Source organism: Modestobacter versicolor, from assembly GCF_014195485.1.
Taxonomy (GTDB): domain Bacteria; phylum Actinomycetota; class Actinomycetes; order Mycobacteriales; family Geodermatophilaceae; genus Modestobacter; species Modestobacter versicolor.
In genome coordinates, this window is the sequence record NZ_JACIBU010000001.1 from 3,025,801 (window position 1) to 3,037,802 (window position 12,002).

The 12,002-nt window shown below is 73.6% G+C and carries 13 protein-coding genes; 5 read left to right on the plus strand and 8 right to left on the minus strand.

Going from position 1 to position 12,002, the window contains the following annotated elements:
- Positions 1–79 precede the first annotated feature (79 nt).
- A complete protein-coding gene (locus FHX36_RS14730) occupies positions 80–682 on the plus strand; it encodes a hypothetical protein (protein ID WP_183513857.1) in 603 nt (200 codons plus the stop codon).
- A gap of 127 nt (positions 683–809) precedes the next feature.
- On the opposite strand, the gene FHX36_RS14735 is transcribed toward FHX36_RS14730, so the two are convergent.
- Entirely contained in the window at positions 810–1,040 is a 231-nt protein-coding gene (locus tag FHX36_RS14735) for a hypothetical protein (RefSeq protein ID WP_110552456.1), read from the minus strand.
- Between the two features lie 135 nt (positions 1,041–1,175).
- Between FHX36_RS14735 and FHX36_RS14740 the strand changes: the two genes are divergently transcribed.
- From FHX36_RS14740 to FHX36_RS14755, 4 genes are all read left to right on the plus strand, one after another.
- Positions 1,176–2,363, plus strand: a complete 1,188-nt coding sequence (locus FHX36_RS14740) for a sensor domain-containing phosphodiesterase (protein ID WP_110552455.1) — start codon at positions 1,176–1,178, stop codon at positions 2,361–2,363.
- A 316-nt stretch (positions 2,364–2,679) separates the two neighbouring features.
- Positions 2,680–3,759, plus strand: a complete 1,080-nt coding sequence (locus tag FHX36_RS23985) for a PKD domain-containing protein (protein WP_146251605.1) — start codon at positions 2,680–2,682, stop codon at positions 3,757–3,759.
- A gap of 106 nt (positions 3,760–3,865) precedes the next feature.
- On the plus strand, positions 3,866–4,528 hold the full coding sequence (locus tag FHX36_RS14750; RefSeq protein WP_258372757.1) for a class E sortase: 663 nt from the start codon (positions 3,866–3,868) through the stop codon (positions 4,526–4,528).
- Between the two features lie 262 nt (positions 4,529–4,790).
- Positions 4,791–6,002, plus strand: a complete 1,212-nt coding sequence (locus FHX36_RS14755) for a sensor domain-containing phosphodiesterase (protein WP_110552453.1) — start codon at positions 4,791–4,793, stop codon at positions 6,000–6,002.
- Positions 6,003–6,004: 2 nt separating this feature from the next.
- On the opposite strand, the gene FHX36_RS14760 is transcribed toward FHX36_RS14755, so the two are convergent.
- The 7 genes from FHX36_RS14760 to FHX36_RS14790 form a co-directional block, all read right to left on the minus strand.
- Positions 6,005–6,346, minus strand: a complete 342-nt coding sequence (locus tag FHX36_RS14760) for an iron chaperone (protein ID WP_110552452.1) — start codon at positions 6,344–6,346, stop codon at positions 6,005–6,007.
- Entirely contained in the window at positions 6,346–6,633 is a 288-nt protein-coding gene (locus tag FHX36_RS14765) for a hypothetical protein (RefSeq protein WP_110552451.1), read from the minus strand. Before FHX36_RS14765 ends, FHX36_RS14760 begins: the two co-directional genes overlap by 1 nt.
- Positions 6,634–6,646: 13 nt before the next feature.
- Positions 6,647–8,122: an MFS transporter gene (locus FHX36_RS14770; RefSeq protein ID WP_110552450.1), complete on the minus strand. Its 1,476-nt coding sequence runs from the start codon at positions 8,120–8,122 to the stop codon at positions 6,647–6,649.
- Positions 8,123–8,218: 96 nt separating this feature from the next.
- On the minus strand, positions 8,219–9,307 hold the full coding sequence (locus FHX36_RS14775; RefSeq protein WP_110552449.1) for an aminotransferase class V-fold PLP-dependent enzyme: 1,089 nt from the start codon (positions 9,305–9,307) through the stop codon (positions 8,219–8,221).
- Entirely contained in the window at positions 9,304–10,083 is a 780-nt protein-coding gene (locus FHX36_RS14780; RefSeq protein WP_110552448.1) for an amino acid ABC transporter ATP-binding protein, read from the minus strand. The genes FHX36_RS14775 and FHX36_RS14780 overlap by 4 nt, the downstream gene beginning before the upstream one ends.
- Entirely contained in the window at positions 10,080–11,000 is a 921-nt protein-coding gene (locus tag FHX36_RS14785) for an amino acid ABC transporter permease (protein ID WP_110552457.1), read from the minus strand. Before FHX36_RS14785 ends, FHX36_RS14780 begins: the two co-directional genes overlap by 4 nt.
- A gap of 31 nt (positions 11,001–11,031) precedes the next feature.
- Positions 11,032–11,979, minus strand: coding sequence for an ABC transporter substrate-binding protein (locus tag FHX36_RS14790; RefSeq protein WP_110552447.1), 948 nt, complete (start codon positions 11,977–11,979; stop codon positions 11,032–11,034).
- Between the last annotated feature and the right edge of the window lie 23 nt (positions 11,980–12,002).

Here is a 12,002-nt window from a genome sequence, read left to right on the forward strand (position 1 = left end):
TCGACAGCGTGCGCACAGCCCCGCGCTCGACTCTGACGTCGACGGTCGGATGGCCCGACCGGACTCGGAGGACACCATCGTGCGCACGAAGCTGATCACCCTCACCGCGGCGGGCCTGCTGGCAGTGGGCGGCGTCGCGGTCGCCGTCCCGGCCCTGGCCGATCCGGACACGAGCGACCCCACCACCTCGGACACCTCGGACACCACCTGGGCCGACCGGATCGCCGAGGCGCTGGCCGGGCTGGTCGAGGACGGTTCCCTCACCCAGGAGCAGGTGGACGAGGTGGCCGCCACCCTGGACGACGCCGACCTCGGCGGCGGGCACGGCTGGGGGCACGGCGGCGGGCCCGGCGGGTTCGGCGGGTGGGGCGGCCCGGGCGCGGGCCTCGAGGCAGCGGCGACGGCGCTGGGCATGACGGAGGACGAGCTCCGCACGGCGCTCGAGGCCGACGGCGCCACGCTCGCCTCGGTGGCCGAGGAGCAGGGCGTGGCCGTCGAGACCCTGGTCGACGCCCTGGTGGCCGCCGCGCAGGAGCGGCTCTCCGAGGCGGTGGCCGACGGCGACCTGACCCAGGCGGAGGCCGACGAGCGCCTGGCGGAGGTGGAGGAGCGGGTCACCGAGCGGGTGGACAGCACGTGGGGCGGCTGGCCGCAGCGCTGGTCCGACGGCGAGGACGACTGACCCTGCGGCGCCGACCGGGCCACCCGGTCGGCGCCGTCGTCGGTCAGCGCGTGACGAGGTCCGCGTAGTCGGGCAGCTCGATGGCGTCGGCGGGGCGGCAGGCGACCTCGTCGCCGCCCTCCGGCGCCTACGCGTTGGCGCCGGCGTTGGCCAGGATGCTGAGGACGCTCAGCACGACGATCACCCAGCCGGTGACGCGCAGCCCCTTGCCGGTCGACTGCGGGGCGGGCGAGCGACGGGCGGCCGAGCGCTTGCGGTTGCCCAGCACGATCAGCAGCACCCCGATCGCCGGGACGAGCAGCCGGCCGACCACCTCACCCGCTGCCTGCGCGGCGTCCGCCACGATGATCATCTCCACCGCGACATCCTCACCTGCCGTGATCACCGCCGCCGGGTAGGTCGTGCTCAACCCATCCGCTGCACGTGCCGATGGGTGGGAGAGGGCAACCACCTGGAACACACCGGGGTGCGCCCACCACGGACGGAGTCAGACGTGCGCAGGAAGCGCTCGGCCACCGAGCAGCAGATCGCCGACCTGCTGCAGACGGCACGGAAGTCGCTGGGCCTCAGCGTGGCCTTCTTCAGCAGGCTGGACGGGACGACCCAGCACCTCGAGGTCGTCGAGTCCTCGATGCCGCTGGTCTTCAAGGACGGCCTCACCCAGCCGCAGGACACCAGCTTCTGCCAGGCCGTGATGGACGGCGACCTCCCCGCGGTCATGCCCGACGTCCGGGACTTCCCCGCGGCGATGAAGCTGCGCCCGGCCCGCGTCCCCCGCATCCGCAGCTACGTCACCGCTCCCGTGACGCTCAGCGACGGCAGCGTCTACGGCAGCTTCTGCGCCTTCGGGCTGCGCTCCGACCCCGAGCTCTCCGCCCGCGACCAGGCCCTGATGGAGGTCCTCGCCAACGCGGCGTCGGTGATCATCGAGCCCGACCTGCGCGACCGGCAGCAGCACGACGAGATCGAGCAGCGGCTGCGGCCGATCATGGCCCGCGGCGGCCCGGACGTCGTCCTGCAGCCCGTCGTGGACCTCGCCTCCGGCGCCCGGGTCGGCGCGGAGGCGCTGAGCCGCTTCCCCGGCGAGTGGGGCATGGCCCCCGACGCCGTCTTCGCCGAGGCGCACAGCATCGGCGCCGGCGACCGCCTCGAGCTGCTCGCGCTGCAGCAGGCCGCCGCACACCTGGACACCGTCCCCGGCTACATCGCCATGAACGTCTCCCCCGCGACCCTGCTCACCCGCGACTGCCTCGACCTGCTGGCCTCGCTGCCGCTGCGCCGGGTGGTCCTCGAGCTGTCCGAGCACGACCAGGTCGCCGACTACGACGCCCTGCATGCCGTCGTCCTCCCGCTCCGCGCCCAGGGCATGACCCTGGCCATCGACGACGTCGGCGCGGGCTTCAGCTCACTGCGGCACATCGTCGTCACCAACCCCGACGTCATCAAGATCGACCGGAGCATCGTCAGCGGCCTGGACCACGACCCGGTGCTGGCCAGGCTGGTGGAGTCGCTGGTCGAGTTCGCCCACGGCTGCGGCGTCCGGGTCGTCGCCGAGGGCGTCGAGACCGCTGCCGAGCACGCGATGCTGCGGACCCTGCAGGTCGACTTCGGGCAGGGCTGGCTGTTCGGCCGCCCCGGCCCGGCCGACGTCCTCGACGCCCAGCGGGCCCTCGCCGGCTGACGCCGCGGCGGCCAGGGCCTCGCCGCACCCGTCCCACCGGTCACTCGAGTCGCCACGTGACGTGACGCACAGTACCGACGCGACGTGCACTGGTTGGTGACCAGGACTTTCTCCGGGTGAGGGCTTCCCGAGCCGAGCACCGTCCGTCGATGCTCTGCCTGCTCGCAGGGCGGTCCGACCGGACGTGCCTGCGTGGTCGCGTACGACATCACGGGGGACGGCGGGTCACCGCCGCGTGGAGGACGACGACGACTGCCCACTCGTGCGCGTCGGCGACGTGAGGGAGCGTTCCGTCTCTCACAGAAGCGAGCCGTACGTGAAGCGCACCACCAGTGTCCTGCTGACCGCTGCCCTGACCACCGGAACGGCAGCCGTGCTCGCGGCGGCCATCCCGGGCGTCGCCTCGGCCAACGCCTGCGGCGTCATCCCGATCGACCAGAACTCCTTCACGACGGCGTTCGACACCAAGGACACCCGCGCCACCGGGCACAACGACATCAAGGTCGACAACCCCGGCGCACTGCGCGTCTGGACCGAGGGCACCAAGTCGACGGACAAGGCGGCTGCGTACTACGGCGGGCTCGACGTGGCCCTCGCCAGCCAGACCGCGCTGACCAACTACTCGCTCAACTACCAGGGCACCCCGACCGGCACCCTGCCCGGGTACCAGCTGGTCGTCGACCTCGACGACGACGGCACCGCGGACGGCATCCTGATCGGCGAGAAGGCCTACGGCGCCAACTGGTGGCTGAGCAACGCGACCCCGCAGGAGTTCAAGGACAAGGCGCCGCACAAGGACGGCACCAGTGGCGCAGCTCAGGGCGGCGCCCACTACGGCACCCTCGACGAGTGGGTCACCGCGTTCCCGGCTGCGGACATCACCGCGTTCGGGTACTCGCTGGGTTCCGGCGTCAAGAACGACCTGTTGATCGACTCGATCACCTTCGGCTGCAACGTCGTCGACTTCGGCTACACGAACACCCCGCCCACCGCTGACTTCACCTGGGCCGCGACCGCCACCGACCCGAGCACCATCGCCTTCGACGCCACCCCGTCGGCGGACGTCGACGAGGTCAACGGCGACGTGCTGACCTACGCGTGGGACTTCCGGGACGGGACGCTCGGTACTGGCGAGAAGGTCACGCACAAGTACAACGCCCCGGGCACGTACGCGGTCGAGCTGACCGTCACCGACCGCTTCGGCGCGACGGCGAAGAAGCTGATCGACGTGGTCGTCGCGCGGCCGACGAACACCGCGGGCGGCACCCCGCTGCCGGGCACCGGCGCGAACGTCATCGGCCTGGCCGCGGTCGGTGGCCTGGTCCTGGCCGGCAGCAGTGCCGGCCTGGTCGCCACCCGTCGCCGCCGTGCCGGGTCCGGAGCCCACGCTGCCTGACCGGTCCCAGCGACGCCCCGCCCGGCACCGGGCGGGGCGTCGCGCCTCCGGGGCGGAGGCGCGACGGGTCAGCGAGCTCGCCCCGCCGCGCGCTCCGGTCCCACTGGTGCAGCGCGTCGTGCGGACCGTCTGCCAGGCGGGGATCACCGCGGCCGTCGTCGTCCTGCTGTTCGTGGCCTACCAGGTCTGGGTGACCGACCTGCGCAGCGACCGCGCCCAGGACGAGGTCGCCGACCAGCTCCGCGACGACTGGAGCTCGCCGGCACCGCTGCCGGCGAGCACGGCGCCCGACTTCGGCACCGCCTTCGCGTTCCTGCACATCCCCCGGCTCGGCGACGACTACGAGCAGGCGGTCGTCGAGGGCACCGACGACGCGGTCCTGGAGGAGGCGCCGGGGCACTTCGTCGACACGGCCCTGCCCGGCGAGATCGGCAACTTCTCCGTCGCCGGCCACCGGGTGGGCAAGGGCAGCCCGTTCATCGACCTGGACCGGCTCCAGGACGGGGACGAGATCGTCGTCGAGACGGTCGACACCTGGTACGTCTACCGGGTGTCCGAGGTGGTCGTCACCGAGCCCACGGCCACCGACGCCATCGCCGCCGTCCCCGGAGCCGCCGGCGACGTCCCGGACCGCGGGTACCTGACCCTGGTGACCTGCACGCCCAAGTTCACCGACCGGCTGCGCCTGATCGTGCACGCCGAGCTGGACGGCTCGACCCCGAAGTCCGAGTCACCGGACGGTCCCGCCGTGCTGCTGGGGACGACCTGACCGTGTACGGCTGGACTGGCGCCACCTCCCCGGCGGACGGGGCAGCAGGTCGGCGATGTCGGTGCTCCTCGTCCTCACCGCCTCGGCGCTGCTGCTCTTCGTCGTCTTCCCGGCCGTCGACGACCACGTCGAGTGGTGGAGCCCCACCTTCTGACCCCGCCGGTCGAGGCACCCCTGCGGGTGATGTGGCGGAACTGATCCGTCCGGCACGATCCTCCTCCGCCCTCTCACGGCCGAGAGGGCACTGCGCCCAGGAGGACACGTGCAGCGGGAGTGCACCGAGGCGGAACGGCAGGTCGCGGGGTTGCTGGCGACCGCCCGTCGCAAGCTCGACCTCAGCGTCGCGTTCCTCAGCCGGATCGACGAGACCAGCCGCACGCTGCAGGTGGTCGACTCGTCGCTCGGCGCGATCCGGGCGGGCTACACCGGCCCCCGGGACAGCGGCTTCTGCCTGGCCGTCGTGCAGGGGCACCTCCCCCAGGTCATGCCCGACGCACGCGACGTCCCCGAGGCGGTCCGCCGCCTGCCGGCCGACCTGCCGCCGATCCGCGGGCACGTGAGCGTGCCCGTCGTCCTCAGCGACGGCAGCGTCTACGGCACCTTCTGCGCCTTCGGCCTGGTCAGCGACCCCGAGGTGTCGGTGCGCGACCTCGCGCTGATGGAGGTGCTCGCCGAGGCCGCGGCGCTGGTCATCGAGCCGCAGGTGCGCGAGGAGCAGCGGCAGGCCGAGATCTCCGGGCGGCTCGCGCCGGTCATCGCCGACGGGGGCCCGGACGTCGTCCTGCAGCCGATCGTCGACCTGCGCACCGGTGCCCGGATCGGGGCCGAGGCGCTGAGCCGCTTCCCGCGCGCGTGGGGCCGCACGCCCGACGTCGTCTTCGCCGAGGCGCACAGCATCGGCCAGGGCGACCTGCTCGAGCTGCTCGCGCTCAGCCGGGCTGCCGACCTGCTGGACGACGTGACCGGTTACGTGGCGATGAACGTCTCGCCGCAGACCCTGCTGACCCCGCTGTGCCGCGAGGTGCTCGGCGACCTGCCGCTGGACCGCGTCGTCCTGGAGCTCTCCGAGCACGAGCAGGTGCAGGACTACGCCGCGCTCGGCGCCGCGCTGGCCCCGCTGCGCGCCCGGGGCATGCGGCTGGCGATCGACGACGTCGGGGCCGGCTTCAGCAGCCTGCGGCACATCGTCGTCACCGGCCCGGACGTGATCAAGATGGACCGCAGCATCGTCAGCGGCCTGGACACCGACCCGATCCTGGCCAAGCTCGCCCAGTCGCTGGTCGACTTCGCGCACAGCTCCGACATCTGCGTGGTCGCCGAGGGCGTCGAGACCGCCGCCGAGCACGAGGTGCTGCGGCGACTCGGGGTGGACGGCGGCCAGGGCTGGCTGTTCGGCCGCCCGGGGCCCGCCGACCTGCTGGTCGACGCGGGCACCGTGCTCGCCCCCCCGGCCCGGCAGCCGCTGCCCACCTGAGCTCAGCCGCGCTGGTCGACCATCGCCTGCACCACCCGGGCGAGCAGCGCGCCGGGCAGCGGTTCCACGTGGAGCAACCGCATGGCGTCCTTGGCGCCGCGGTAGGGCTCGACCTCGGCGGCGAGCTCGGCGTCGAGCGGCGGCAGCGGGTAGAGCCCGATGTGCTGCTTCCACGCCGCGACGTGCAGCAGCGGCAGGCCGTCGAGGGTGAACGTCGGCATCGCGTAGCTGATCGTCTCCCCGGCGTCCGGCACGACCTCGTGCACGATGCGGCGCACCTCGCCCACCCGCGCCCGGACGTCGTCCGGCAGCCCGGCCAGGTACTCGTCGACGGTGCCGGCCATCAGTCCCGCTCGGCCAGCAGCAGCCCGAGGACGGCGGCCCCGGCGACGCAGGCCGCCTTCGACACGCCACCCACCGAGCGCCAGGACAGCACCGACCCGACCGACTGGGCCGAGAGCGCCGAGCCGACCGACATCCAGCTGCCCGCGGACAGCACCGACGTCGAGGACGCGATGCTGCCGATCGAGGCGAACGAGCCGACGCTGCCGATCGAGAGGAACGAGCCCTCCGAGGCGATCGACAGGGCGGAGTCCCGCGACCACAGCGACATCCACGACCGGGTGCTCATGGCCGCGAGCGTGTCACTCCGGGTCGTCGCCCACCAGGGTCCCGCCCGCGACGAGCGCGGCCTCGGGGTGGCGCAGCGCGACGTCGGGCTCGGCGTGCGTGGCGGGGTCGCGCCGCACGGCGGGGATGAGCAGGGCGGCGAGCGCGGCGGCCACCAGCGCACCGGTCAGCATCAGGAAGCCGTTGGTGTAACCGGACTCCGCCGGCAGCCCGCCCGCACCGGCGTGCGCGGTCACCACCGAGGCCATGACGGCGGCCCCGATCGACCCGCCGATCGTGCGGATGTTGGCGTTCATGCCGCTGGCCACCCCGGTCTGCGACGGCGGGACGGCGGCGACGATCAGGTTCGACATCGCGGCGAAGGCCAGCCCGAAGCCGGCGCCCATGACGACCGAGCCGGCCAGGATCGCGCCCTGCGAGTCGTGCGCCAGCGCGAACGCCAGGTAGCCCGCGGCGACAACCAGCGTCCCGATGACCAGCACGACCTTGGACCCGATCCGCTGGGCGAGGGTGCCGGAGACGAGGCCGAGGACGAACGAGGCGATCGTCTGGGGGAGCATCAGCAGCCCCGACTCGGTCACCGTGGAGCCGAAGCCGTACCCCGCCGACGACGGCGTCTGCAGGAACTGCGGCAGGAACGCGAAGGCGGCGTACATCGCCGCCCCGAACAGCAGCGCGACGAGGTTGGTCGCCCAGACCGCGCGGACCCGCATCATCCGCATGTCGATCAGCGGCTGCACCGCGCGCGACTCGACGAGCACCCACACGACGGCGAGGACGACGGCGGCGACGAGCAGCCCGAGGACCTCCGCCGAGCCCCAGCCCCAGCTCGGCGCCTGGCTGACCGCGAGCAGCAGCGCGACCAGCCAGCTGGACAGCAGCAGGGCCGCGGCCCAGTTGATCGAGCCGGCGGTGCGCTCCGGCGACTCGGGCACCAGGAACTGCGCGGCCAGCGCGGCGACGACCAGCACGACCAGCGGCAGCCAGAACAGCCCGTGGTAGCTGAACGCGTCCACGATCGGGCCGGCCACGACCAGCCCGACGCCGGCGCCGACGGCCACCAGGGAGGAGATCGCGCCGACCGCCCCGGCGACCCGGTCGCGCGGGAACTCGTCGCGGATGATCCCGAACGCCAGCGGCAGCACCCCGCCACCGATGCCCTGGACCACCCGGGCGACGACCATCACGGTCAGGTCAGTCGCCAGCGCGGCGAGCAGGCAGCCCAGCGCGAGAGCGGCCAGCGCGACGACGAACATCCGCTTCTTGCCGGTCATGTCGCCCAGCCGGCCCAGGATCGGCGTGAACACCGACGCGGAGAGCAGGTAGGCGGTCAGCACCCAGGTGACGTCGGACTGGTTGGTGCCCAGCCCGGCCTCCAGCGTCGGCAGCACCGGCGTCACCAGCGACTGCAGCAGCGAGAACGCGATCACCCCGGTGGCGAGCACCGCGAAGGTGACCCGGTGGTCCGCCCGCCGTCCCGTGCTGCTCATGCCGGGGTCCTGCGGCGGTGTCGTTGCCTGGTCCAACGATCGGCGCGCACAGCGCGATGATGCCCTGCCCGCCCGCCGCGCGCGTGCCGGGGCGGCTCAGCCCAGCGCGGCGTCCACCCGGTCCAGCGCCGCGGCGGTCGTCGTCGCGTGCACCGACAGCCGCACCCGCTCGCCGTGCCGGGTGCAGGTGACCCCCGCCCGGCCCAGCGCCTCGTGCAGCGCGGCGCCGTCCAGCCCCGGCACCCGGAAGGAGACGATGCCGGCCCGGCGGGCGGGGTCGCGCTCGGAGGTGACCACGGCGCCGCGCCGGTCGAGCACCTCCAGCAGCTCGTCGACCCGCGCGGAGATGCGGCCGGCCACCCACGCGGTGCCGGCCGACTCCAGCAGCTCCAGCCCCGCGGCCAGGCAGGCCTGCGCCACCGGGCTGGTGTTGGTGGTGGTGAACCGGGCGGCGCCGTCGGCCAGCGGGTGCTCCAGGCCGTCGTAGTCGGTGGCGCCCTGGACCCCGGTCCAGCCGGCCAGCAGCGGGTCGAGCCGGTCCAGCGCCCGGTCGGAGACGGCGACGACGCCGGTGCTCCAGCCGCTGCGCAGCCACTTCTGGCCGCCGGCGACCAGCACGTCGGCCGCCGTCCAGTCCATCTCGACCGCCCCCACGCCCTGGATGCCGTCGACCACCAGCAGCCGCTCCCCCACGACCTCGCGCAGGCCGGCGAGGTCGGCGCGGAAGCCGGTGGCGAAGTCGACGGCGCTGAGCACGACCGCCGCGGCGTCGGTGACGGCCAGCGCCGCCCGGACGGCGTCCGGCGTGACCGGCCCGGCCGGCAGGTCCGCCACCTCGACCCGACCGGCCGCCGCCGCGCGCCACCACGGGTAGAGGTTGGCCGGGAACTCCGCCGGGCTGACCAGCACCCGGCCGCGCACCGCGAACGCCGCCTGGAACAGCCCGGCCGAGGTGCTCGGCGAGTAGACGAGGTTCTCCCGCGGGAAGCCCAGCAGCCGGCACGCCGCCGCGAGGGCCCGCTCCTCGGCGTCCATCAGCCGGTCGACGGTGCCCCGCCCGGCGGCCGACACCGCCGACAGCGCGGCGGTGCCGGCCGCGACCACCGCCTGGGACGGCGGGCCGACCCGGGCGAAGTCGAGGTACCCGGTGTCCTCGGCGAACCCGGACAGGTACGCAGAGCTCACGCGGTCACCCGGGCCAGGAAGGCGCGGGTGCGCTCGTGCTGCGGCGCCCCGATCACCTGCTCCGGCGGCCCCTCCTCGACCACCACCCCGCCGTCCATGAACACGACGTGGTCGGCGACCTCGCGGGCGAAGGCGATCTCGTGGGTCACCACGATCATCGTCATCCCCTCCTCAGCCAGCTCGGTCATCACCGCCAGCACCTCGCCGACGAGCTCGGGGTCCAGCGCGCTGGTCGGCTCGTCGAACAGCAGCAGCTTGGGCCGCATCGCCAGCGCCCGGGCGATCGCCACCCGCTGCTGCTGCCCGCCGGAGAGCCGGTCGGGGTAGGTGTCGACCTTGTCGGCCAGGCCCACCCGGGCCAGCAGCTCCCGGGCCCGGGCCTCCGCCTCGCGCCGCGGCACGCCGCGCACCTGCACCGGCCCCTCGGTGACGTTGGCCAGCACGGTGCGGTGCGGGAAGAGGTTGAACCGCTGGAACACCATGCCGATGTCCGCGCGCTGCCGGGCGACGTCCCGCTCGCGCAGCTCCCGCAGCACCCCGCCGTCGTGCCGGAAGCCGATCGGGACGCCGTCCACCCAGATCTCGCCGCCGTCGGCGGCCTCGAGGTGGTTGACGCAGCGCAGCAGGGTGCTCTTGCCGGCACCGGAGGCGCCGAGCAGGACGACGACCTCACCGCGGCGCACGGTCAGGTCGACCCCGCGGAGCACCTCCAGCGAGCCGTAGTGCTTGCGCAGCTGCCGGGCCCGGACGAGCACCTCGCCCTGCGCCGCGGTCACCGGGAACCCCGGGTGAACGGCGGGGTGCGCAGCGAGCCGCCGACCTTCGCCCACACCGACCCGCGGGTGCCCGTGGGCCGGATCGAGGCGTTGTAGTGCCGCTCCAGGTAGTACTGCCCGACGTTGGCCACGCTCACCACCACCATGTACCAGACGGCCACCGCCAGCAGCGTCTCCATGACCGCCAGGCTGCGGCTGGACAGCGCGTTGGCGGCGTGGATGAGCTCGGTGAAGCCGATGACCGAGGCGATCGACGTCCCCTTGAGCATGTTGATGAAGTCGTTGCCGGTCGGCGGGATGATCACCCGCATCGCCTGCGGCAGCACCACCCGGGACAGCACCTTGCGCGGGCCCATCCCGATCGACTTCGCCGCCTCGGTCTGCCCGCGGTCGACGCTGGTCAGCCCGGCGCGGACGATCTCGGCCATGTACGCGCTCTCGTTGAGCCCCAGCCCGAGCAGCGCCGCCAGGAAGCCGGTCATCACCGCGTTGGCCGGCTGGTCGAGCAGGTAGGCGTCGGAGAAGGGCACCGGGATCGTGAACGTCGGGAAGACGAGCGCGATGTTGTACCAGAGCAGGATCTGCAGCAGCACCGGCAGCCCGCGGAACACCCAGATGTAGGCCCAGGAGACCCAGCGGAGCACCGGGTTGGCCGAGGTGCGCATCAGCGCCACGATCGTGCCGAGCACGACCGCACCGGCCTGGGCGACCACCGCGAGCACGATGGTGTCGACCAGGCCCTCCAGGATCACGTCCTGGGTGAGCAGGTCCGGGATGCTGGCGTAGTCGATGTCGCCCTCGGAGACCGCCTGGAGCAGCAGCCCCAGCACGGCGAGCACGGCGAGCCCGGCGACCCAGCGGCCCCAGTGCCGGATCCGCACCTGGGGCAGCAGCTCGCCGTCCCCGGGTGCGCTCACCGACGGGCTGCTCAGCGCCGCCCCGGCGCGGTCAGCCACCGTTGACGGTCGCCTGGTCGACCGCGCCGGAGGTGACGTCCCACGCCCCGAGGATCTCGCCGTAGGTGCCGTCGTCGATCAGCGACTGGAGGGCCTGCTGCATCGCGTCGCGCAGCGCGGCGTCCTCCTTCGCCACGCCGATGCCGTACGGGCCGCCGTTGATGGGGTCCTGGTCGACGGTCTCGAAGTACTCGCCGTCGCCGGCGGTCTTGGAGATGTAGACCGCGGTGGGCAGGTCGTTGAGGATCGCGTCGACCCGGCCGGTGCGCAGCTGGGTCTGGTTCTGCGAGTCGCTCGGGGTGGCGGTGACCTCCAGCGGGTCCTCGCCGCCGGCCTCGCACTCGGCGGACTGCTCGGCGGCGAAGTCCTCCTGCGTCGTCCCCTGGACGACGGCGATCGCCTTGCCGCAGAGGTCGGCGCTGGCCTCGATGCCGGCCGGGTTCCCCTTCTGCACCATGATCGTGATGCCCGAGGTGAAGTAGTCGACGAAGTCGATCGACCCCTGCCGCTCGGCGGTGTCGTTCATCCCGGCGATGGTGGCGTCGACCCGGCCGGTCTGCAGGCTGGTGATCAGCGAGTCGAAGGCCATGTCGGAGTACTCGACCTCCAGGCCGAGCTTCTTGCCGATCGCGGTGATGATGTCGACCTCGAAGCCGACCGGGGTCGAGCCGTCCTCGGCGTAGAAGTTGTTCGGCGGCGACTGGACGTTCGACCCGACCGCGAGCGCCGAGAGGTCGGCCGGCAGCCCGGCGGCGAGCGCGTCGTCGGCGGTGACGCCGTCGACGATGTCGGCGGTGTCGGGGACGGCGGAGTCCGCGCTCCCGCCGCTGCTCGAGCCGGCGGCCGCCGGGTCGTCGTCGCTGCCGCCGCAGCCGGCCAGCAGCAGGGCGGTGGTGAGCGCGACCGGGACGGCGGCGCGGAGGGCGAGGCGGCGGGACATGGGCTGCTCCAGGGTCTGCGGGT

Bases quoted from the DNA above. Each gene is read 5' to 3' on its own strand.
- FHX36_RS14760 (WP_110552452.1), bottom strand. From the start codon at position 6,346: ATGGCCGGCACCGTCGACGAGTACCTGGCCGGGCTGCCGGACGACGTC.
- FHX36_RS14765 (WP_110552451.1), bottom strand. From the start codon at position 6,633: ATGAGCACCCGGTCGTGGATGTCGCTGTGGTCGCGGGACTCCGCCCTG.
- FHX36_RS14770 (WP_110552450.1), bottom strand. From the start codon at position 8,122: ATGAGCAGCACGGGACGGCGGGCGGACCACCGGGTCACCTTCGCGGTG.
- FHX36_RS14790 (WP_110552447.1), bottom strand. From the start codon at position 11,979: ATGTCCCGCCGCCTCGCCCTCCGCGCCGCCGTCCCGGTCGCGCTCACC.